Consider the following 23,056-nt stretch of genomic DNA (forward strand, 5'->3'; position numbering starts at 1 on the left):
CAACAGTTGCCAACTGCCAATTGCCGATTGAAGACGAGAACCCTGCCTGTTGCGTACGAAATGGTGTTTCATTCTTACTGTGTATCATCATTTTCGACCGGCCCGACCACCCACAGGTCGATCACATCGCCTACGCGGATGGTGGCACCGGGTCGGGCCGCCGGGTTTTGCCGGACCACGGTACCGACTTCTTTTTCAGGATCTTCCACAGGAAGAATCGTGCCAACCTGCAAATTAGAACCCCGAATTGTCATTTCGGCTTCGTCGCGTGGTTTACCTACAACGTCCGGAACGGCAAACATAGTATTGCCCAATCCGTCGCCAACGACGATGTCAATCTTTGACCCTTTGGCAATCCGCGTACCCGGCAGAATTTCCTTGCCGTTAAACAGTTGCTGCAAAACCGTGCCCTGGGCCAGATCCGGAATGTATTTTAGTTTTCCCATCTGTAACCCATTGCTAGCCAGCGCATACTGGGCACTCACATACGTCTGGTCAACCAGCTTGGGCATGGGAATCATCGGCGGGTTTTCGGTGGTGATCGTGATGTATAATTTCCGCCCGGCCTTCACTTTAAAACCGGGTTTGGGATATTGTGAAACCACCGTCAGCGGTTCGGCCCCGGCCACGTACGTACTGTCACTGACCTCATAGCGCAGGTCGTGATCATTCAGAAAATCCTCCAGTTCAGACGTATTCATCCGGCTCAGATCCGGAACGGTGATCGTCTGACCGTGGTGGGTTGTAAAGGGCAGATACACAAAGAAAAAGCCTAAAAACAGAACGGCTAGCAGCCCTAAAACAATACCAATATGTATGACCAGATCGGTCGTGGAACGCGTGCTGATTTTCGCCATGCAATCACTTTGTAAACGCTTCGTCAAACCACAATATTAGCGGTTTGCCCGGCGGTTATTGATACAACCCAAGCATTTTTTTTATGTATTTTCCCACCACATCAAACTCCAGATTGACCACATCGCCCACCCGAAGGTCCCGAAAAGTCGTGTGTTCGTAGGTGTAGGGAATGATGGCAACCCGAAATGAATCCGGCTCCGAATTGAAAACGGTTAAACTAACCCCATTGATACAAATCGAGCCTTTTTCAACCGTGATATTGTTCTCCCTGGGATCATCGGACGCCAGTCGGTACTGAAAGTCGAACAGCCAGCTCCCATTCTGGTCGGCGATGCCGGTAACGATCCCCGTCTGATCGACATGGCCCTGAACAATGTGGCCGTCAAACCGTCCGTTGGCGGGCATACACCGCTCCAGATTGACCCGGTCGCCGGTTTTTACCTGACCCAGATTCGTTTTTTTCAATGTTTCCTCCACCGCCGTTACGGTATACGTCTCCCCGCTCACGGAAGTCACCGTCAGGCAGACGCCGTTGTGGCTCAGACTCTGGTCGACTTTTAATTCGGGTGCAATTCGGGATTTCAGATGAAATGTGAGGTTGGTGCCTTCGGCGGTGATGTCGGTAACTTCGCCGGTAGCTTCAATTATTCCGGTAAACATAATTTTCTTACCCTTGGATTAAGCAGAGTAAAGAATGAACAGGATGCACCGGAGAAGAATTCCGTCATTCTACCCACAGACTGAAGTCCGTGCGTTTTTTTAAGCAGTGGCCCCATCGAATTCAACCGGATCATCGTATTCATTTGAAATAACCAGCAAAAAGGCTCCGCTGGTCAATTCGTCAATTCGATGCCAGACTTCCGGCTCCAGGAGCAGGCATTTTTTGGGGTCATCCAACCAGAAAAAATTGTCAGTACCGCTGCCCTGAATGCCAATCCGGCACTGTCCGTTCAGACACAGAATCGCATGCCAGGCTTTCGGATACCGGCGTCCAACCCACCGATTTTCTTCCGCTTCATCGATGTAAAAAACGCGTTTGATCGATCCCGGCAGCACTTTTTCAATCACCGTCAGATTACCGGAATCAGAAGAAAACGTATCCAAATACAAAAGTTGAGCCATACACGTACCTTTACAAGGGACAATTGTCGGCAAACTACGGAGAAATTCGGCAAAATTGCATCGAAATCACCCTTTCGGACCAACGCATAAAACCGCGGCCAAAACGCTGTAGCCTTCGGTCAGTGTGAATTGCTGTTGTACAGCAATTGCACCAGCCGCGGGTTTACCCGATGAAACTGATTCGATTTTCTTACAAAAAAACGCAACGAATCCGTACTTTCACGACTTAAAACCATCTGTTATGCCTCGGAATCGTTTCTTGCTGGTGGGCCTGTTTCTGATTGTGCTGGCCATCATTTATTATTCCTTTTTTGATTCCGGTAACACCGACACCCCCATGGTGACCAATCCGGAGACGTATCGCCTGGAGGTGGCCCAAAAACGAAAGGACAAAGAGAACTTTTTCCGCACCAGCAGCGAGTCGCCGTTTACGGACAAAAGCAAATTTAAAAGTCTGAGCTATTTCAATCCGGACCCGGATTACCGTGTTGCGGCCCGATTGGAGCCTTTTGCCGACAAAAAGAAACTCGTGGTGCATTTAACCGACGGTAGCGAGGAAGTCTACGAGAAATACGCCCATGCGGTTTTTACGATAAAGGGCGAATTATGCCGCCTGTTGGTGCTCAAACATGAGAATACGCTGTCGATTCTCTTCAAAGATAAAACGAGTGGAAAAGAAACTTACGGCGGTGGCCGCTACATTGACTTTAGCCCCGACGACGTCAAGGAAAACCGCCTGATCATTGACTTTAATGAAGCCTACAATCCGTATTGCGCCTACAACCATGAGTATGCCTGCCCGCTTCCCCCGCCAGAAAACACCATTCCGGTAGACGTTCGGGCGGGCGAGAAATATGTTGAAATCAACTGAGCGTGATGGAGGATGAATAGAATCGGGTGGTTCTGCCACAGTTCATCATTCGTCATTAAAATCAGGCAAATCCGCTGAATCAAGGTTTAAGACTTGCTATCTTTGTACTCCATTTCCAGTTCCTATATGAAGATTTCCTATAAATGGCTCAATCAATTGATTAGCCTGAATGAAACTCCGGAAAACGTTGGTAAAATTCTGACAGACACCGGTTTAGAGGTTGAAAGTACTGAAAAAATAGAGTCTGTTCCGGGCGGTTTGGAAGGCGTCGTCATCGGCGAAGTGTTGACCTGTGAAAAACATCCCGAAGCGGATAAACTGAGCCTGACGACGGTCGATGTGGGGCAGGGACAGCCTTTGAACATCGTCTGTGGAGCGCCCAACGTCCGGGCCGGGCAGAAAGTCGTTGTGGCTTTGGTAGGCGCTACGCTGTACCCGGTTAGCGGAGAACCGTTCACCATCAAGAAAGCAAAAATTCGCGGGGCGGCTTCCGAAGGCATGATTTGCGCGGAGGACGAAATTGGTCTGGGAACCTCGCACGCCGGTGTGATGGTTTTGACAACCGACCTGCCCAACGGTACGCCCGCCGTCAATTATTTTGGCCTGGAAGCCGACTACCAGATTGAAATTGGCCTGACGCCCAACCGCGCCGATGCGGCTTCACATCTTGGTGTAGCCCGTGACCTGAAAGCCGTTCTGCAACGACCCATTCAATGGCCGTCGGTCGATGCGTTTAAGGTCGATAATCAGAATTTGCCGATTGCCGTAACGGTTGAAAACCCGGAAGCCGCACCGCGCTACACGGGTTTGACCATCGACGGCCTGACCGTCGGTGAGTCGCCCGACTGGCTGAAACAGCGGCTGCGGACTATCGGTCTGAACCCAATCAACAACATTGTCGATGTCACCAATTACGTTTGCCATGAACTGGGCCAGCCGCTTCACGCATTCGATGCCGATCAGATTACGGGCGGAACGGTCATCGTCAAAACCGTTGCCGAAGGCACGCCATTTGTGACGCTGGACGGAATTGAGCGAAAACTGTCGGCCTACGATCTGATGATCTGCAACGCCAGCGAACCGATGTGCATTGCCGGTGTTTTTGGTGGACAAAAATCGGGCGTCAAAGCCCAGACAACCCGAATCTTTCTGGAATCGGCTTATTTCAGTCCCGCCTACATCCGCCGGACGTCTCAATACCACGGTCTGAAAACGGACGCTTCGTTCCGCTTTGAACGGGGAACCGATCCGAACATGCCGGTTTTTGCTCTTAAACGGGCGGCTCTTCTGATTCAGGAGGTGGCCGGTGGAACAGTCAGTTCCGACGTGATCGACCGGTATCCGGCGCCAATTCCCGACCGGATTGTGGAAATTCGGTATAAAAATGTGGACCGGCTGATCGGTATCCGGATCGATCGGGCCGAAATCATCCGGATTCTGGAAAGTCTCGACATCCAAATCAGCAACCAGACGGATTTGGGTTTCACGGCCCAGGTACCACCCTACCGCGTCGATGTGGAACGGGAAGTCGATGTGATCGAAGAAATCCTGCGCATCTATGGACTTGGAAATGTTCCGCTTTCCAGCCACCTGTCATCGGATTTTCTGTCCGAGTTTCCCGAAACCGATCCCGACCAGTTGCAGGAACGCGCCAGCCAGTTGCTGGCCGCCAACGGCTTTTACGAAACCCTGAGCAACTCGCTGACGCGGCCTGCCTACCACGAAGCCATCCGGGCCACGCTTCCGCACGCGGATGTACAACTGCTCAATCCGCTGAGTGAAGATTTATCGGTGATGCGCCAAACCTTGCTGTTTTCCGGTTTGGAAGCCCTGGTTTATAACATCAACCGGCGGCAGAAAGACCTTAAAATTTTCGAATTTGGCAAAGTATACAGCCGCGATGGGGAACGGTTTTATGAGCGGCCCCGGCTCGGAATCTGGATGGCGGGCCGTATGCAGCCGGAAAGCTGGCTTACCGGAAATCAACGCTCCGGCGACGCAGCCCTGACTTATCACGACCTTGGCGGTATTGTTCAAAAACTATTAACTTCGTTCCGGGTTAAAGCAACTGATAACCAACCCGCTGACCCGGCTCTATTCCAGTATGGCTTGACTTTGCTGGTCAATAAAAAACCAGTCGTTACGCTGGGGCTGGTGAAGGCGGGGCTGACGAAGCTGGTTGAACTGAAACAGACACCGGTTTTTTACGCTGATTTTGACTGGCAATACCTGATGAAGTTGTACAACGGAAAAGTCGTTTACGAAGAAGTATCGCGTTTTCCGGAAGTTCGGCGCGACTTATCACTGGTGCTGGATACCGGTGTCACGTATGCGCAAATCAGCCGTCTGGCCTATCAAACCGAGCGGAAACTGCTTCGTGACCTGAACGTATTTGATGTATATGAAGGGGAAAACCTGGATCGGGGCAAAAAGTCCTATTCCGTCAGTTTTATCCTGCAAGATCCTGCCCAGACGCTGAACGATACGGTGATCGACAAAACGATGAACCGGCTCATGTCAGCTTTCGAACGGGAACTGGGAGCGGTTATCAGAAAATAGAATGCGGCAGGCAATTCTCAGCTGGTTCTGAGGCAATCCGTTTCAAGTGGGGGTCGTAATCCTGAAATTTCAATTCAATAATGAGCAATTCATCGCCGGTTTTTTCGCAGATGGACTCCTTCGAGGACAAGGCGTACCGCTTGATCGAAATGGTCAACGCGGGTCGGCAACGTATTATTGAACTGGAGCAGGAGAAAACCGCTCTGGAGCTGGAAAAGGCCAAATTAGCCAATGAAGTAACAAAACATCAAAATCAACTGAGGCAATTGGAAAAAATGGTGAATAATTCGCCAAAAGAGTTTTCTAAACCAACAAATATTCCTAAGATTGTAAATAACAAACACAATGACGCAGAGACTACTGCCGAATTGAAGCAACAGCTCACGGCTTACATCGACGAACTGGATCGTTGTATCGCCTATTTGAGTGACTTGTCATAAATCATATACCGGAATCTTAAAAGGCTAGCTGCTTTTTCGAAACCGGTTCGACAAGCTGTACGATGGAAGAGTTATTGTCAATAAATATCCGAATTGCAGGCCGGAACTACCCGCTTAGTGTTCTTCCAGAAGACGAAGAAACCGCCCGGGAAGCCGGACGGCTCGTCAATGAACGCTTTTTAGGGGAGAAAAATAAGAAAAAAAAGCGTGATGACATGGACATTCTGGCGGTAATTGCCGTCATGAATACCGTACGATGGCTGAACGCACGCAGTGAAAAACTGGCGCTGCAAGAAAAGATAGCACAGCGGATAACCCGTTTAGACGAGTTAATGGACTCGACGTTAACTACTTGATCATTATAGAGTAGACGATAAAACGCAAATCCGCCTTCTTTCCGTACAATTCAATCGCTGACCGGCAAACGGTCGGCTTGCTTCATTTTTGGTACTGTAGTGTTCTGTGAGAATCATATTTTTCACACAAACGTCTACGGACATGAATAAAATCGATTTCTGGGTGATGCTCCTGTCGGATATACTTTCGATAGCAGTGGGCATCTACATTGGCAGGAAGCTGTTGGGCCGCCTGTTTGCCCAGCGTGAGAAGGAGGCCGAAATCCGCTCGGCAGAGATTATCAAAAATGCCGAATTGACGGCTGAAAATATCAAGAAAGACCGCATTCTGGAAGCGCGGGAAAAGTACCTGAAATTGAAAGCTGAGTTTGAAGACGACACCAACCGGAAGAAAAACATTCTGATTACCAACGAGAACAAACTCAAGCAGCGCGAACAGCAACTCCAGCAACAAGCCGAACAAAGCAAACGGAAAGAAGCCGAACTCGAACAGCAGAAACTCCTGCTGTCTCAGCAACAGGAAGCCATCGGGAAACGGCGGGAAGAAGCCGAACGGATGCGTCAGCAACAGGTGGAAGCACTGGAAAAAATTGCGAACCTCACCGCCGATCAAGCCCGTGAACAACTCGTCGATGCCCTGAAAGCCGAAGCCGATTCGCGGGCCTCGTCCTACATCAAGAGCGTGGTGGAAGAAGCCAAACTGACGGCCACGAAAGAAGCCAAAAAGGTGGTGATCGAAACCATTCAGCGGACCGCGACGGAACATGCCATCGAAAACTGCGTGTCGGTATTCAACATCGAAAGCGACGACATCAAGGGGAAAGTGATTGGCCGCGAAGGCCGGAACATCCGCGCGCTGGAAGCTGCAACGGGCGTGGAAATTATCGTCGATGATACGCCGGAAGCCATCATAATCTCCGGTTTCGATCCCGTTCGTCGTGAAATTGCCCGTCTTTCGCTCCACCGGCTGGTTCAGGATGGCCGGATTCACCCCGCCCGGATTGAGGAAATTGTAGCCAAGACCCGCAAAAACATCGAAGATGAGATTGTCGAAATTGGCGAGCGGACGGTGATTGATCTCGGAATTCACGGTTTGCATCCCGAACTGATCAAAATGATTGGCCGGATGCGCTTCCGCTCCAGCTACGGCCAAAACCTGCTACAGCACTCGCGCGAGGTGGCCAAGCTTTGTGCCACCATGGCCGCGGAACTGGGCCTGAACGCCAAGTTAGCCAAGCGCGCCGGGCTGTTGCACGATATTGGTAAGGTGTGGCCTGAAGAAGCAGAACTGCCCCACGCGGTTTTGGGGATGGAACTGGCCAAGAAATACAAGGAACATCCGGAAGTTTGCAACGCCATTGGCGCTCACCACGACGAAATTGAGATGACCACGCTGATTTCGCCGATTGTTCAGGTTTGTGATGCCGTTTCGGGTTCACGGCCGGGCGCCCGTCGGGAAATGATGGAATCCTATATCCGACGCCTGAAAGAGCTTGAAGAACTGGCGATGAATTTCCAGGGCGTAATTAAATGCTACGCCATTCAGGCGGGTCGCGAACTGCGGGTGATGGTGGACGCGGAAAACGTAACCGATGAGAAAGCCAATACGCTGTCGTTCGATATCTCGCAGAAAATCGAGAAAGAAATGCAGTATCCCGGCCAGATCAAGATAACGGTTATCCGGGAAATGCGGTCGGTCGCGTACGCGAAATGAGGCTGTAGCGTACCGAGAATAGCGACTAGAAACAGAAAAACCGTACCGGCAATTCCGGTACGGTTTTTCTGTTTCTGCTTTACCAATTTCTTATCCGTCCGTTTACCGGATTGGAAACCGCAAAGCCGGAACGGCGGTCTGCACGGGTGCTCCCGGCAACACGGCTTCGTTTTTCAGGCTATCCGGCAATATTTTCACATCCAGCCCCAGCTGTTTTTTCATCACCTCGGCGTTGTTCCTGCCATCCTGATAAGCGGGATTGACCATCATCGACATGTTGTAGAAATACGATGCCAGATGATACCGCCGTTCGTTTTGGTAAATTACGCCGAGGTTATTATAAGCGGGCGCGTAATTGGACGACGCCCGGATGGCCTGCTTGTAGAAATATACCGCCGAATCCCGATTCGGAATCAACTTCTGGTATGAATAGGCAATCGAGAAAAAGGCTTCGCCAAAACCGGGGTAAATTTCCGTCGATCGGCGCAGGTGGTAAATGGCTTTATTGAAATAAAACCGCTTCTGTTTCGGGTCCTTTTCTTCCGCACATTTATTGATCCACTCGTTGGCCACGTGGCGGTTGACCTGGCAACTGTTGGACGCATAATCCAGCCCGCTGTTGAAGAGCGTAAAGTTGTCTTTCCAGTCCTCGTTGCGAACCACCGTCCGAAAACTGAACAAACCGCCAACTACCAGACAGAGGCCCATCAGAATACCGTACCGCTTCAGAACCGGTGCATTTTCGGACAGGTTAAGCCGTTTGGCCAGCAACAGATCCAGCCCGGCGATGGCCGCAATGACAAAGCCCAGAATCGGCGAATACAGAAACCGCTCGGCCAGAATACCGCCCCGGAAGAGCACAAAGCCCAAACCCGGCGTCATGGTGATGAACATCCAGGTCAGCCCGAACCCCCAGAGCGACCGCTGCCAGAACCCTTTCCAGGCGAGCCAGACCAGCCCACCGAACGAGAACAGCCCCAGCAAGGTTTCCCAATCGCTCAGTTTCCCGGACGGAATCACGTTGTAGGAATAATCGTAAGACAAGTGCAGCGGAAAAACCAGCAACCGGACATATTGCGCGAAAAATTTAAACGTCGTCAGAAACTTCGTGTTCTCCAGCGCATACGGATAGTTGGCCCAATCGACCGGTGGATTGCCGTTCAACGTACCAATCATGGTTTTTTTCTGCCAGAAAAACAGCGCCGTCACCAGTAGATACGGCCAGATACTGATCAACGACTGAAAGAAATTGCGTTTGGCAAAAGTATACTGCATGATCACAATCAAACCCAGACCTACCAGCGACGATTCTTTCGAAAGATACGTGAGGTACATCCAGAATGCCGAAAAAACGACCCAGCCCTTCTGTTGAGTTTCCAGGTATTTCCAGTAGGTAAGCATCACCAGCGTGATGAACAGGAAACTCAGCATTTCATCCCGGCTTTTGATGTTGGCAACAACCTCTGTATGAAGCGGATGCGCCATAAACAACAACGCAATGAGGGTGGTCAGAACCGTGCGGCCCGGCAACCATTTCTGCAAAAGAACCGCCAGGAAGAAACCGGTCACGCCATAAATAATTCCGTTGATGACGTGACTGATGTGCGGATCGCCGTTGAAATATTCTTTTTCCAGAGCAAACGTAATGAGGGCCAGCGGACGGTAGTAACCGAGCGAAATATTGCTGAAATGCCAGAATTCGGTTTTGAGCAAATCCGGAATTCCTTCAATTCCTTTCTGGACAAACAGGTTCTGGGTAATGGCAGCAATATCGTCCAGTGCCAGTCCGTGGTTGAACGTGTTGACGTATAACGCAAAGCCGGCAGCTGCCACCAGCAACGCCCATAGCCACTGAACCGGTCGCTGCGTCAGCGGTTCAGGTGCGGCTGGCAGCGGTTGTTTGGCCACTGAGGTGGCGGGGCGGGCAACCGCAGTTACCGGACGCGGATTCGGTTTAGTTCCCCCATTCGGTGTGGGCCGGACGATCGGTTTTTGGTTCGATGAGGATTGATTTTTTTTAGACATACGAACTGGTCGGATCAGTTTTACACAGCACTTTCATAGTTGTTTAACGAAGCAACTTTCCATCTCGAAACTTATTTGTAAAATTGGCAAGATTCCACCAAAAATCAATAGTTCAGGGTGGGGAAGTCCTGACAATAGTCGGGCAACAGGTGCAAAAATCGGTATTCTAAACGTACTGCAAAAATCTTGCCGGGCCAACCGGGGTAAGAACGTGGCGGCTAACTTGTTTATTTCCCGGAAAAGGTATAAACCGGAAAAGAAATTCTATACGTGCTATTTGATCTTTTTTCTTATTTTTCCATTTCATTTCCAGCCAGCTTCACTGGCTGGGCAACTCATCTGTTTTATATGGCATCCGCTTTTCTGGGCCTACGGACTATTATTTACGCGGCACCCGATTTGATTTACGCGAAAACCTGGTATTCAAAGATTTTGGGGGTCAATCCGTATTTCGACGAACCTTTTTACGTAGGCTTTTCAGTAGGCGGTTATGAATTGGGCCTCGATCCGGCGGCCAAGCCCTCCGATGGCAGCACCATTACCTACTGGGGGGTTCCCAATATCGAAAAGGCCTGGGAACACCTCATGAGCCACGGCGCCAGTGTGCACTCCGGGATTGAGGAAGTAGGGGGCGATATCAAAGTAGCCAGCGTGAAAGACCCATTTGGTAATGTGCTGGGAATCATCGAAAATCCGCATTTTAGAGCAGAGTAAACGGACTATAAACTGATTAAAAATACGAAAACGGCGTTTACAGAATGATTCTGCAAACGCCGTTTTTCATTGGATCATAAAAGCAAGTAGTGAGGGGTATTGGCAGAATGGGTGTATGCCAAAAAAAGAATGGTCTGATTGACCTATCAAAAAAGGCGTCCCTGTCAAGAGACGCCTTCCATAAAGAAGTTCGCTTCCTTACAACCTCGGAATCCGAAGTACCTGACCCGGATAAATCAGATCGGGGCTTTTCAGCATCGGCTTGTTGGCTTCGAAAATAATGCCGTATTTCATCGGATCACCGTAGACTTTCTTGGAAATCGCCGACAGGGTGTCGCCCGACTCAACGGTGTGATACTGGCCTTCCGGTTCTGGCGTTTCAACCACCAGCCGGTTATCAACCTGATGAACCCCTTCAACGTTACCAACGGCCAGCGCCAGTTTTTCGGCGTCTTCCTGGGTGGCAACTTCCCCTTCCAACACGACCGTGTCACCGGCGGTTTTGACGGTTAATTTCTTGTATGACAAGCCGAGTTGCTTGACGTGGTTGAGCAAGGCGCTGGCTTTCAGCGGCTCTACTTCGGCGGCTTTGGCCGGTTCGGCAGCCGGAGCTTCGTGCTCTTTCCCAAATACTTTTTCACCTACACCTTTGAAAAAACTGAGCAGTCCCATGGATTTTGTGTTTTGATTAACTTTGATTGATTTGAATAGAACAACTGAGAATGACCTTGAACTGTTTGAAAACGAACGCCCGGCAGGTTTCACAATCCCTATTTAGACGCTAAATGTATCCGTTGGTAATCAATTGTCAATAAATTATTTATAATTCTATTCACGACTTGGCAGAGTTTTACGTTCTTGCGGCAGCGAGCAGCGAAAGAAATACCAAACCGTACTTGCTTTTTTACAGAGATGAAAATTTTGGGGGTGGCATGCGTTGCGTTTCTGGTAGCGATACAGGCACAGGCACAAGGGACTATTGAATTGGGAATCAGGGGGGGAGGCACCTTCACGCACGGGTATACGGTTCTTCCGGCCCAGACGCTATCGCCGGGCCTGGATGTTCCCCGGATTCGAAACACCAACAATGGCATCGGCGTCGGTTATCTGGGCAATGTGTGGATCAGGAAAAATTTCGACCGGTTTTTTATACAAACCGAAATCAGTTATACGTCGCTGGTTCTGAAACAGAAAGCACCGATCGACCGGATCGATGTGGCCGCAGCGTCCGAATTTGGCGTCATTTTGCCGATCAATCTCCAACCCGGAACGCTCTTCGCCCGGTTGAATACCACCTCGGAACCTACGCTTAATTCGATCAACATTCCCGTTTTTATCGGAAAACACGGGCGGGAAGGCCAGTGGCGCGTCTATGGCGGTCCCACGTTCATGTTTACCCAAAAGGCCGAAGCAATCCGAACGGCCTCCGGCCAGGTGGGTGCCAATCCGGCCATCAACTTTCCCGGTTATACCATCACTACGATTACCGATCAGGTCGATTTGACCAAGCCGGAGGAAGCCGGTATTTTACAGGTGAAAAAATTCAATTTTGGCGTCGAATTCGGCGCTGGCATAACCCTCCTGAAACGGCTTGAGGTGGATCTTCGCTATGGTTTACCCATCGGGGGCGTTTTCAACGACCGCGGTATTACCGGTTTTATTGGCTATGCTGAACTAACGGTGGGCTATAAGTTGATTCATTTTTGACTTGAATTTTCTCGAATGCAGGAAGATTCCCGATCGGAAATCCCCTGCATCCGAGCTGACCGATCTACATAAATGCCTGACCTACTTCGCGTAACAGGTCGATAACCGGCAAAATGGTACGCCCCTTGTCGTTGAGCCGGTATTCTACCCGGGGCGGAACCTCGTTAAATGACTCCTTATCCACCATTCCCAACTCAACCAATTGTTTCAGCTCATGAACCAGCACTTTTTCGCTGATTCCGGGAACAGATCGTTTAATATCGCCATATCTCAAGGTTTTATCGCGCAACAGGTGAATAATCACCATTCTCCATTTTCCGCAAATAACTTCTACAGCTTTCTTGATTACCTGCTCTGTTGAGATTGTTTCTTCTTTAACTTGTTTTAATTCTGGTGTCATCGGTTAATTTCTACTTACCATTTGGTATGTAATGTACTGATTAATAATAAAGTAGATCAAATTTTAGGCAAAGTTACAGCATTAACTTCTGAAGAAGAAGCTGAGATTAGCATTTGGCCCTTATTTGGAATTGAGTCAATTAAATCGGTTTTACAACCGCTGTAACTTCGATTTCTACCAATAAATCCGGATCGATCAGGGCCCGCACTTCAACCATGGAAGCCGCCGGACGAATGTCTTTAAACACTTCGCCATGCGCCCGGCCCACTTCCTCCCACTTCGAAATATCAGTAACGTACATCCTTGTACGCACCACATCCGTCATCGACGCGCCAGCTTCCTGAAGGACCCCACGTATTTTCTGTAAGATAAAACGGGTTTGCTCATACACATCGCCCCGCCCCACCAGACGATCGCCATCCATAGCGGTTGTTCCTGAAATTTCGATCAGATCACCGATCCGAACGGCACGGCTGTAACCAACCACCGGCTCCCACGGTGAACCGGACGAAATGAGTTGACGGGATGACATAGGTTCTGACTTTATCCGGCTTTTTCGGCCACTAATTTATCGAGTGCGGTTTTGTATTCGCTCAAAAACACCTGAAACTCCTTTTCAAGTAACCGTAAATCGTCGGCCAGCGAACTGCTGTCACTCACTTTCAGCTTCGCTTCGGCGTCGCGGGCAATCTGCGCAATTCGGGCTACGCCGATGGTTCCGGCACTGCCTTTGAGCGTATGCAGATGGCTTTTGACGGTTGGTATGTCGCCCGCGGCAAAGGCTTCCACGGATTCCTGAACGAGCGTAGTCGCTTCGATTTCGAAATCTTCGTAGATGGACGTCACCAGATCCCAGCCACCGACCTGTTCGAGTTGACCGATAATTTCGGTATCGATCATCGGCATTTCCAGTTCACGAATGGCTTCCAGTTGTTTGGAACGCATCTGGGCGGCTTCCCGAAACTCCTTCCGGGCATCCACGGTTTCTTTCACTTTGGAAATCAGGCTTTGAGCCCGAATCGGTTTGGCGATATAATCGTCGAGGCCCTGACTCAAAAAGCGGTCCCGGTCTTCGCGCATCGAGTACGCCGTCATGGCAATAACCGGCGGCAACTGCGTTCCAAACTGGCCGCGGAGTTTGGCGGTCGTTTCAACACCGTCCATATCCGGCATCTGAATATCCATAAAAATCAGCTCATACGGCATACCTTTTTCGGCCATTGCCGCCGTCACTTTGTCAATGGCCTCCTGCCCACTCGAAGCCGTATCGACCTGACAACCCGATTTTTTGAGAATTTCGGTAGCCACTTTCCGGTTTACGGCGTTGTCATCCACCAGCAATAAATAAGGATGGTGGTCTTTGAACACATTCTGCAACGAGATCTCGACCTGATCCGACTTCTGGCTCGTGGGGCTGATCAAGGTTTCTTTCAGTTCAATGGTAAACCAGAAGGTACTCCCCTGCCCCGCTACGGATTCAACGCCAATGGAGCCTTTCATCAAAGCCGCCAGCTCTTTGGAAATAGCCAGACCCAGGCCCGTACCGCCAAATGACTTCCGTGACGACATCTCGACCTGACTGAACGAATTGAACAACAGCCCTAAATCATCCTTTGCAATACCGATGCCCGAATCCTTCACCTCCACCTTGATTCGGTTAAATTTGCCTTTTTTGCCCACCAGCGATGCCTGAATGGTTATTGTGCCGTTTTCCGTAAACTTAATTGCGTTTGACGTTAAATTGGACAGAATCTGCAGCAGGCGCGTCTGGTCGGCAATCACGAATTTGGGCAGACTGTCGTCTAGGTGATAGATAAGTTTATTGCCTTTTACGCTGGCCTGCTGGCCAAAAAGCGACACTAATTTGTCAAAAACCTCCTGAAACAGAATCGGCGCTTCGTGCAACACCATTTTACCGGCTTCAATTTTCGACAGATCCAGAATATCGTTCAGGATGTTGAGCAGCGTTTCCGACGATTTTTTGATGGTTTGCACATAATCTTTCTGGTCCTGATCCAGGGGCGTATCGTTGAGCAAATCAATCATCCCGATCACGCCGTTCATGGGTGTCCGGATTTCATGGCTCATATTGGCCAGAAAACGCTCTTTTACCTTCAACGACCGCTCGGCTTCGTCTTTGGCTTTCATCAGCTCCTGCGCATTGCGCTTCAGCTCCGTGATGTCGCGGGCCAGCGCGGCTACTTCGTCAACGCGACCGTTCTTATCGTTCAGCGTCAACATGTTGAGCATGATCTGCCGGATCGAGCCATCTTTCCGGTGGAGCGTAGCCTCAAAATTCCGCAGGCTCTTGTTCCGAATCAACCGAACCAGCGCCCGGCGAATGTCCTGCTTATCGACAAAATTGGTAATCGGCTGACCCAGAACTTCTTCCGGCGTATAGCCCGTCCGTTTCAACACCGACGGGCTGATCATCGTAATGCGTCCTTCGCGGTCGACGCGGCAATAAATATCCTGCAGATTGACGAAAATACCCCGGAATTTTTCTTCACTTCCGCGCAGTTCAAGCTCGGTTCGTTTACGCGCTGTAATATCGCGGGCAATACCCGATACCTCCTCGATTACACCCCCCGAAAGCAAGATCGGATTCAAATGCACTTCCAGCCAGGCTTCTCCTTTCGTTGTCTGAAAATGAAGCTCGACCGTTTGGGGCAATCCCCGGAAAGCCAGGCGGTATTTTTCTTCCAGTAACTTCCGGTTTTCGGCCCCAATGATTCGCCAGCCCAGCTTTTCGGTCGACACGTTGACCTGCGGTATTTCACCCAACTGATTCTCAATCAGACGCGTATAATTTCGATTGAACGACGTGAGCTGGAAGCTTTTATTAACCGACCAGATCAGGTGGGAACTGCTGTCGAAGATGGCATTGAGCCGGGCGGTTTGCTTGTTGATGGCGGCTTCATCCTGCTTCCGGGCGATGGCAAGCGCCACCTGGCCGGAGATAAATTCCAGCAATTCCAGATCGCGAATGTTGTAGGTATCGGCTTTATCATACGCTTTTACCCCGATAATCCCCGTAATCCGGTCACCAATCCGGAGCGGAACGCAAAGCATCGCTTTCGGAATCTGTCCGTACAGATACAGATTCTGCGTATCCGCCAGTTGCTGAATGTCCTGCTCGTAGAGAAACAGCGGCCGGTTGGCCCGGATGGCGTATTCGGTCAGCCCATTTCCCAGTTTCCGCTTTGTAAACCGCATTCCCGTAAAATATTCATCGACATAATACGGAAAATACAGAAAGCTTTTTCCCTGATCGTACAGGGCAATGAAGAAGTTGCGGGCATCGATGATGTTGCTCAGTTCGTCGTGAATATTCTGGTACAGTTCATCCAGATTGGGGGCATTGAGCGTCCAGTTGGCAATGCTGTAATACAGTTTCTGGGCTTTCTCAGCGCGTATCCGGCTTGTAATATTGTGCAGAATACACCGGTAAGCCGTCGGTTTCCCCTGGTCGTAGCGGCAATTGACGCTGCCCGACACAAACACGGTTTTGCCTTTTTTGCTCTGAAAAACCGTCTCGAAATACGGAAATTTCTCTCCGTCCCGAACGCGTTGCAGCCGCATAAGCGTGCTTTCGGCATAATCGGGATGCAGCACATCCTGCAACGTCAGCGAAGCAATTTCATCCGAGCTGTATTCGAGCACTTCACGCCAGGCCCGGTTTACAAACATGAATTTGCCATCGAGCGTCACCAGTTGAATCAGGTCACTGGTATTATCCACCAGATCCTGCAACTGCGAGTTCGAATACGACAAGGCGGAGGCAACGCGCTTTTTATTGGTAACGTCCTCACCAATAATGGTGTAGGAAGCAACCACCGACCGATCCGCTACGCTGTTGATAATGAAAGAGTTCAGATGAACATTCCGGACGGCTCCACTCTTGGCCAGCAGATTGATCTCCTTCTGATCCACCACGCCACCGCGCGCAATGGCGTCTTCAAAATCCCGCTGCATCTGCACCCGTTCTGCGGCCGGGATAAAAACCTCAAAAAAGTTTTTACCGATCACATCGGTGGGTTGCCAGGCCGTAATGCGTAAAGTATACTGGTTACAAAACGTTACCGTACCATCTTTCTCAATCGTTAAACCAATGAGATTCAATTGATCTACCGTCTTGCTGACATCGAAAACCGACGCCTGCTGCGGTTGCGAACTGCCATCGAGGGAGTTGCGGATATCTACTTCTTTACTGAGCCGCCGAATCTCGGCCACCAGTTCATCTTTCGTTTTTGCAGACCAGGACATTCTTCCGTAGGGGTGTTTGGAAACTAACGTACGTTTGATTGACTGCCGGTTTTCCAATCAACCTGAATTAATTAAAATACCTTCTTACTACAGGATAAATTTACTAAAAAATACCAGCAATGTGATAAACGTTTGGTTGGTTGTTGGAATGGCATTATTTTGGAAGTACGTTTCTTTTAATTTGATTAGTTTCGCATGCCCATTGAACTACCATCATGAAAGTATTTATTGCGCTGGTTTTGATCAGCCTGTGCTGTGCCGCCTGTGAGCCGTTTGATCTGGATCAGAAAAGTTTTCCAATCTGCGAAAAACCCGAGGGAACCATTGGTTTCACCGCGGCTAAACTGGAAGTTACCTTTTTTCTGGAAAATAAAAAGGGAGACATCGGAGCTGTAGGCTGGGATCTGGGCGACGGACGCAACCGTTCCGGCAATCAGTTTACGGTGTTTTATGATAAACCCGGCACCTACAACGTTATCATGGTTCTTGCCAACCAATGCGATGATAAATTCACGGTTTCTCGCCCGGTTACAGTCACTAATTAGCCTATTCTCCGCTTATGCATCAGCAATTCGTCCCTCTTTGGCTGAAACGGTTGGTATTTTTCCTTCTGGTCCTTTGCGCCTTACCCGCTGTCAGTCAGGTTGCTGTAACCAATGTGCGCCTTAATGTCATCAATGAATCAGCCGTGGAAATTCTGTATGACATCACCGGAAATCAGCCTGCCGACTCCGTCTATATTCGCATTCGAAGCCAGACGAACGGTTTGCTGAATCCCGCGCCCCAGCATATTTCCGGTGACTGGGGCCAGGATGTTCAGCCGGGACCCAACCGGCGTATTGTCTGGAGAGCCCTCGAAAACGGTTTTGAACTGGATGAAAATATTCGGGCCACCATTCTGGTCAAAGTTGCCCCGGCTACCGCCCGAAAATCAACCGGACCGGTTCCGGCCGTTTCCGCCGATACCGTCAAACGGAAATACCGCCCCGGTGGTCCCGAATTTGCCCTGCTATCGCTGGTGGCTCCCGGCGTCGGCAACATTTTCGTTCAGTCGCCCAAACCGGTCATTGCCCACCGGCTGGGCATAACGGTGGCCTGTTACGGTCTGATGGCTTACGGATTAGTGGAACGCAAAAAATCGCGCGACGACTATTCGCTGTATGAACAACAGCGCAACCGAACGGCGGCACAACCGTATTACGACCGCGCCAATCAGCACCATCACCGGTATTATCTCGCAACCCGCTTGTCCGGGGCCATCTGGATCACGGATATTGTAGCCACGTTTATCAAGGGCGTGCGCAACCAGAAAGAACGGTCGAAAACCGCCGAGCCCAAAATCAGCCTGCGGCCGGGTTATCAATCCGGTTCTCCGGTAGCAGTGTTCCACTACAACTTTTAACGGTTAATTCATGATGCGTTTTGCACTCATTTTGGGAATTTTGTTCGGCCTGCTCCACGAAAGTCAGGCGCAGGTCGGGGTGTATTCAGCGTCAGGCTCCTGGGTACACGTTAAAATCAAGGCAAAGACTCCGGGAACCGCCACAAACCGCTCATTTACCGAAGACTTCAGTGACAATCGCAACCGGTGGCTCATTGGCCGACGGGGAGCCTACGCTTTTGACATGTCTCAGAACACCTACCGCATTTATAAGCAGGCCAGCGATTCACCGGCATCGGCGTTCAGTTACATTTCGATTCCAACAGCCCTCAATCTGAATAAAGTCGATACGTTTATGGTGCAGGTAGAGTTGGCGGGGCCGAGCGGAATTATTCCCGATGCGGGCTTGCTGATTGGTGTAAAAGACTCGCTCAATTATTGTCACTTCCGAATCAACAATAAAAATCAGGTCTCCGTCAAATACGTCATCAACGGTCTTAGCTATACGATTTATATGCGGGGCGATTATGTTCCGGCGGGTATTCCGCTGTCAGCAACGAAAAACACGCTGACCGTTCGCCGGAAAGGGGAGCAAATTCATTTTTACCTCAATGGGCGCGAAATACCGACCAGCCCGTACCAGTTTCGTCAATACCAGGGCAATGGGATTGGTTTTGTTTCGACCACCGATGGAACCACTTTTCGGAATCTGACCGTCAGTGTTGGAACCACCTCGCGTTAGTTTTCGTCCCGAATCCGCCCGCCATCCCGGTCGATCACAATCTGCTGACCATCCAGCACTACCGTTGCCTTACCGTTTTGAAACGGCGTAACATCGTCGTAGACCGGATCGATATGCCATTTATCCTTTTGATCGACATAGCCCCATTTCGTTCCTTTCCGGGCCGCCCGTAAACCAAAATCACCGATCTGGGTATCGACGGTGTCATACGGTTTTACCGACGCACTGTTCGACGACTCGGCCGGTTCGGCAATCAGGGGAGCGGGAGGTTCACTGGTTACGGAGATAGCCGCAATTAACTTATTGTTATTTTTTGTGAGTGACTCTCCCAAAACCGGCAACAGGGCGGCTTTCTTCGAAGGTTTGGCCGCATTTGCCTCGTGGATAGTCTGTTTGGTTTGAATAGTCGTGTTGCCCTGAGTTTGTTCAATCTCGGTCGTTTCTACGCGGCCAAGCCCGTTGTCAATTTCCGTTAGTTTCCCTTTCCAGAGCCACAACAGGATCGTTACAAAAACCGTAACCAGCGCAATGAGTACCTTGTTGGATTGGCTAAATGGGGTTGGGATGGGATGAACCGATACATCCGTGGCCAGGGGCGTTGCCACCCGATCAGGCTCCGGCAGCCATTTTTTTTGTTCTTTCTGGCGCCAGTCGGTCGAAATAAGCTGCTCCCGAAGCGATTGTCCTCTGGGCGTTTCCAATGCTTCGTAATTATGTTCGAGCAGATATCCCATGATTTCCTGCGTCAAGGTAGTTTCATCGTAAGGAATGGCAACGAACAACCGGTTGATTACGTCGGCGGGAACGTGTCGGTCATAGTGGCCAAAAACCTCTTGTATTTTCTGTCGAATGGTATCGATCATTTCAGGCTTAATTTAACAAACGAGGTAACCCATTCTTTTAGACTTTCAAAAGTTACGAAAAGTCATACTATCTTCATAATTTTTTATGCAGACGGCCCACTCGTATACGTAGATAACACCCTGTCAAGATGTCTGTTTATTATTTGGATTGTTTGGTAAGAAATAACGATTCGCTATTCAGGCTACTTCTAAAACAGGACCTGACTATCCATTTCACACTGAATCAGTTATCATCCCGCAAGCGTTGCCCATACCGATTAATAAAAAACTGATTTCCGTCGAGTTCCACACTGGCTTTTCCCAGGTTGAACGGGGTGGCCAGTTCAAACTGCGGCTCGATTACCCATCGATTCTTTTCGTCGATATACCCCCAAAGTTGTCCTTTCCGGGCGGGCCGCAAGCCGAATTGACCCTTCGTTTCATCCACCTCATCGAAAGACGGAACGGATGATTTCGGAGCAGCCTCGTCCGTCCCCTCTTCGACGGTATTCTTAACGGCCGGGCGTTGAAATTCACCGCTTTCATCTTCCATTGGAACCAGTGTCTTTTTCACCGGCTTTTCTGATTTCGTTCGGGTTGCCAACGACGTCTTTTTGGTAGGATATCCATCCAGATTCTGGCTTGTGCGACCCTTCGGCCGTTTTCGGACCGGTTCGGGTTCCGGGTCTTCTCCCCGTGTCAACCGCAAAACTACCCAGATTAGCACCAAAGCCGACAAAATTGCCAGACCAATCAGGGCGGCATCCGAAAAACCGCTTTTGGGACGAGTTTCCGGTGGGTTTGCCACCGGCGGAAGAATCGGCTGTGGTCGTTCCGCCACCGGCCCCGGAACTGTTGTCGCCCGGTTTACCGGCGGATTCATATCCCCCGTCGCGGGCGTTGTCGTATAGCCGGTCTGGTTTTTTACGGAGCCCGACGGCTGCGGATTCGGCCGGGGTTGCTCCTTTTCCCACCAGCTCAAATGCCGCCAGTCGGTCGAAATCAACTTCTCTTTGAGGGTGTTGCCCCGGGGCGGATTAACGGACGCGTAAAAGTTTTCCGACAGATAAAGCCGAATCTCTTCCGCCAGTTCGGCTTCATCGTAGTCAACCGCTTTAAAAAGGAATTTCAGGCTCTGCGCCTGAATGTGCTTATCGTAATCATCTAAAATGTTCTTGATTTTCTTGCGAACCGATTCCACTTTATCAACCGAAGCTGCGGCTTCGGAAGCGGGGCCGTTTTGCGGTTTTGTTTCCGGAGCAACGGGACTTGCGCCCGTGCTCCCGGGCGCTGGTCCCGTTTCAGGCACTGCCGACACCGGCAGTGCCGCCAGAATGGCCGGTATCCACTGGTCCGTCACAAAAGTTCGGGAAAGCTGAACCCGCTCGGCTTCGCTGACAAACTGGTTGATATCCGCTTCCGACAACGCGTTTCGACGTTGCAGGGCAACGGTAACGATCTTTTTTTTCAGGTCAAGAATTTTGCCAAAATCACGGTTTATCTGACGGCTGATGTCATTTACCAGACGGGTGAAGTCAGTAATTCCTAACTCATTGGCTTCTGCCACGAGCCCTTTTTGCCGCCACTGCCAGTCAGCCAGTTCGCCTTCATACAAAACGACCTCATTTTTAATTCGATCCCGTAATTCTTCCAGTGTCATGATACCAGCAAATCCCTATTCATTGTATCGAAGACCGGTAGCTATGCGCTTGTTTACCCGTATCGTTCTATTTAATACCGCATTGATGCCAAATGTCCGGACCGGGTATTAAATTACTAAATAAATCTAATTTTTGCTTTTTCTGTAATCTTCCATTTATCACCCTGCAACGTCAACTGGCCGGGTTGTTCGGTCCGGATCCGGCTGTTCGGATTGGGCTGCGTCAGGTATTCACAGGCGTCGTTGAGATACGAATACGGGTCGCTCAACGCCAGGCGTTGCGCATCGGCATTTTCGGAAACCTGATACGTGGCCTGCGTATCACTTTGGATAGTGATGTCAAAAACCGTATCGCGTTCGGGCGTTGTCAGTAAGCCCCCCGCACTAAAGCCGTCACCCAGATCCGCCGTTCGGGCAAACAAGGCCGTTGGCCGGGCAGGCTCGACGGTGGGCGTCCGAAACCGATTGGCCGGGCGATTCGGCACTTCCGGTTCGTCGGGGGCTTCCTGAACAGCCGGTTTTACGACTTCAAGCGGCACCCTGGCCGTGGGGGCTGCCGGCTTTTCAGTCCGGTTTTGTTCCAGTAACCGCACCGAGCGTTCCAAAGCTTCCAGCTGCGCATTCAATTGAAACGTTTCATTCGTCTGATTTTTACGAACTTCCAGCTTGCTGATCCGGTCCGAAAGTTTTGCCAGTTGGGAATCAAACTGAACGTCACGGGCCGACTGCTGCGGCTTCTGGTTTTTGACCACTAAATAAGCCAGAAAAGCAACGCCAACCAGACTCAGAATTGATAAAAAAAGCGCAAAACTATCCATAGAGTTCGAATTTGATTGAGTGTTTGAAGGGGTAGCTACCGGTGCCGGTTCGGCGGTTTCCGACGTAGCCGTTGGGGTGGCTGCTTCCGGCGTATCAACCGTTTGCTCCGGTGCCGCAACGGCAGATCCGGTTGTTAACGCCCGGTTGATAATACCATCCATTGCCGATTCGAAAGCCGCATACGTCGGCAAATTCTGACGACTGGCCCGGTCACCGCTGGCGACTTTCTGATTCAGATAGTCTTTGACTCCTTCCAGCGCGGTTCGGGGCTGATTGATTTGAGCGATGTTCTGAGCCGCTCTTCTTCGGGCTTCATCGACCAGTTTATCCGCACCAATCAACTCATTTTGCGTGATAAAATCCTTCAATCCGTCGTACGAATCGCATTGGCATCGATTGGCCTTCACGTGCTGAAACGTCTGCGTGTCCGTCGTCAGAAATTCAACCGTTGTTTTGATGAGTTGAAACGCGGCCTGGTCGAGCTTTTTCCGGTTTTCGGCAGCATTTTGGGCAAAAGCCGGTCTGTTTAGAAGCAACACGCCAAGCAACAAAATCCAGCGGGTAGTTTGACAGATCATCC

21 protein-coding genes are annotated in these 23,056 nt (G+C 50.3%); 10 read left to right on the top strand and 11 right to left on the bottom strand.

All coding sequences use genetic code 11. The features are described 5' to 3' along the window. Positions 1-74: 74 nt before the first annotated feature. From EHT87_RS10575 to EHT87_RS10585, 3 genes are all read right to left on the bottom strand, one after another. Complete coding sequence (locus tag EHT87_RS10575) at positions 75-857, bottom strand: PASTA domain-containing protein (protein ID WP_124906596.1); 783 nt, start codon at positions 855-857, stop codon at positions 75-77. A gap of 55 nt (positions 858-912) precedes the next feature. Then, on the bottom strand, positions 913-1,518 hold the full coding sequence (locus tag EHT87_RS10580; protein WP_124906597.1) for a riboflavin synthase: 606 nt from the start codon (positions 1,516-1,518) through the stop codon (positions 913-915). A gap of 99 nt (positions 1,519-1,617) precedes the next feature. Then, positions 1,618-1,980 (bottom strand): sugar 3,4-ketoisomerase, encoded by a 363-nt coding sequence (locus EHT87_RS10585; protein WP_124906598.1) that lies wholly within the window; start codon positions 1,978-1,980, stop codon positions 1,618-1,620. A 241-nt stretch (positions 1,981-2,221) separates the two neighbouring features. Between EHT87_RS10585 and EHT87_RS10590 the strand changes: the two genes are divergently transcribed. The 5 genes from EHT87_RS10590 to rny all read left to right on the top strand — a co-directional run bounded on the left by EHT87_RS10590 (position 2,222) and on the right by rny (position 7,920). Then, positions 2,222-2,851 (top strand): DUF1684 domain-containing protein, encoded by a 630-nt coding sequence (locus tag EHT87_RS10590; RefSeq protein WP_124906599.1) that lies wholly within the window; start codon positions 2,222-2,224, stop codon positions 2,849-2,851. Between the two features lie 126 nt (positions 2,852-2,977). Continuing rightward, positions 2,978-5,410: a phenylalanine--tRNA ligase subunit beta gene (gene pheT / locus EHT87_RS10595; RefSeq protein ID WP_124906600.1), complete on the top strand. Its 2,433-nt coding sequence runs from the start codon at positions 2,978-2,980 to the stop codon at positions 5,408-5,410. Between the two features lie 80 nt (positions 5,411-5,490). Further along, entirely contained in the window at positions 5,491-5,850 is a 360-nt protein-coding gene (locus tag EHT87_RS10600; protein WP_124906601.1) for a hypothetical protein, read from the top strand. A 62-nt stretch (positions 5,851-5,912) separates the two neighbouring features. After that, a complete protein-coding gene (locus tag EHT87_RS10605; protein ID WP_124906602.1) occupies positions 5,913-6,206 on the top strand; it encodes a cell division protein ZapA in 294 nt (97 codons plus the stop codon). A 142-nt stretch (positions 6,207-6,348) separates the two neighbouring features. Further along, on the top strand, positions 6,349-7,920 hold the full coding sequence (rny, locus tag EHT87_RS10610; protein WP_124906603.1) for a ribonuclease Y: 1,572 nt from the start codon (positions 6,349-6,351) through the stop codon (positions 7,918-7,920). A 102-nt stretch (positions 7,921-8,022) separates the two neighbouring features. Here rny and EHT87_RS10615 read toward each other — a convergent pair whose 3' ends face one another. After that, positions 8,023-9,945, bottom strand: a complete 1,923-nt coding sequence (locus EHT87_RS10615; RefSeq protein WP_185716185.1) for a tetratricopeptide repeat protein — start codon at positions 9,943-9,945, stop codon at positions 8,023-8,025. Positions 9,946-10,293: 348 nt separating this feature from the next. Between EHT87_RS10615 and EHT87_RS10620 the strand changes: the two genes are divergently transcribed. Continuing rightward, complete coding sequence (locus EHT87_RS10620; RefSeq protein ID WP_124906604.1) at positions 10,294-10,659, top strand: VOC family protein; 366 nt, start codon at positions 10,294-10,296, stop codon at positions 10,657-10,659. 198 nt (positions 10,660-10,857) lie between these two features. Here EHT87_RS10620 and lysM read toward each other — a convergent pair whose 3' ends face one another. After that, positions 10,858-11,331 (bottom strand): peptidoglycan-binding protein LysM, encoded by a 474-nt coding sequence (gene lysM / locus EHT87_RS10625; protein ID WP_124906605.1) that lies wholly within the window; start codon positions 11,329-11,331, stop codon positions 10,858-10,860. A gap of 240 nt (positions 11,332-11,571) precedes the next feature. On the opposite strand from lysM, the gene EHT87_RS10630 reads away from it, so the two are divergent. Next, entirely contained in the window at positions 11,572-12,366 is a 795-nt protein-coding gene (locus EHT87_RS10630; RefSeq protein WP_124906606.1) for an outer membrane beta-barrel protein, read from the top strand. Positions 12,367-12,430: 64 nt separating this feature from the next. On the opposite strand, the gene EHT87_RS10635 is transcribed toward EHT87_RS10630, so the two are convergent. The 3 genes from EHT87_RS10635 to EHT87_RS10645 form a co-directional block, all read right to left on the bottom strand. Then, entirely contained in the window at positions 12,431-12,766 is a 336-nt protein-coding gene (locus tag EHT87_RS10635; protein ID WP_124906607.1) for a winged helix-turn-helix transcriptional regulator, read from the bottom strand. A 139-nt stretch (positions 12,767-12,905) separates the two neighbouring features. Next, positions 12,906-13,298, bottom strand: a complete 393-nt coding sequence (locus tag EHT87_RS10640; protein ID WP_124906608.1) for a RidA family protein — start codon at positions 13,296-13,298, stop codon at positions 12,906-12,908. Between the two features lie 11 nt (positions 13,299-13,309). After that, on the bottom strand, positions 13,310-17,032 hold the full coding sequence (locus tag EHT87_RS10645) for a PAS domain S-box protein (protein WP_124906609.1): 3,723 nt from the start codon (positions 17,030-17,032) through the stop codon (positions 13,310-13,312). Between the two features lie 215 nt (positions 17,033-17,247). Here EHT87_RS10645 and EHT87_RS10650 point away from each other — a divergent pair, with 215 nt between their 5' ends. From EHT87_RS10650 to EHT87_RS10660, 3 genes are read left to right on the top strand one after another with little or no spacing between them, the layout of a single operon-like run. Continuing rightward, positions 17,248-17,577, top strand: a complete 330-nt coding sequence (locus EHT87_RS10650) for a PKD domain-containing protein (RefSeq protein ID WP_124906610.1) — start codon at positions 17,248-17,250, stop codon at positions 17,575-17,577. A 14-nt stretch (positions 17,578-17,591) separates the two neighbouring features. Then, positions 17,592-18,434: a hypothetical protein gene (locus tag EHT87_RS10655; protein WP_124906611.1), complete on the top strand. Its 843-nt coding sequence runs from the start codon at positions 17,592-17,594 to the stop codon at positions 18,432-18,434. A gap of 10 nt (positions 18,435-18,444) precedes the next feature. Further along, positions 18,445-19,155, top strand: coding sequence for a hypothetical protein (locus tag EHT87_RS10660; RefSeq protein WP_124906612.1), 711 nt, complete (start codon positions 18,445-18,447; stop codon positions 19,153-19,155). Here the strand turns inward: EHT87_RS10660 and EHT87_RS10665 are convergent. The 3 genes from EHT87_RS10665 to EHT87_RS10675 all read right to left on the bottom strand — a co-directional run bounded on the left by EHT87_RS10665 (position 19,152) and on the right by EHT87_RS10675 (position 23,054). Further along, positions 19,152-20,018 carry a WG repeat-containing protein gene (locus EHT87_RS10665; protein ID WP_124906613.1) on the bottom strand — a complete coding sequence of 289 codons (867 nt, stop codon included), beginning with the start codon at positions 20,016-20,018 and terminating at the stop codon, positions 19,152-19,154. The genes EHT87_RS10660 and EHT87_RS10665 overlap by 4 nt on opposite strands. 223 nt (positions 20,019-20,241) lie before the next feature. Continuing rightward, positions 20,242-21,657 (bottom strand): WG repeat-containing protein, encoded by a 1,416-nt coding sequence (locus EHT87_RS10670; protein ID WP_124906614.1) that lies wholly within the window; start codon positions 21,655-21,657, stop codon positions 20,242-20,244. 116 nt (positions 21,658-21,773) lie between these two features. Then, complete coding sequence (locus EHT87_RS10675; protein ID WP_124906615.1) at positions 21,774-23,054, bottom strand: hypothetical protein; 1,281 nt, start codon at positions 23,052-23,054, stop codon at positions 21,774-21,776. Positions 23,055-23,056 lie beyond the last annotated feature (2 nt).

The organism is Larkinella knui (genome assembly GCF_003858645.1).
GTDB lineage: Bacteria > Bacteroidota > Bacteroidia > Cytophagales > Spirosomataceae > Larkinella > Larkinella knui.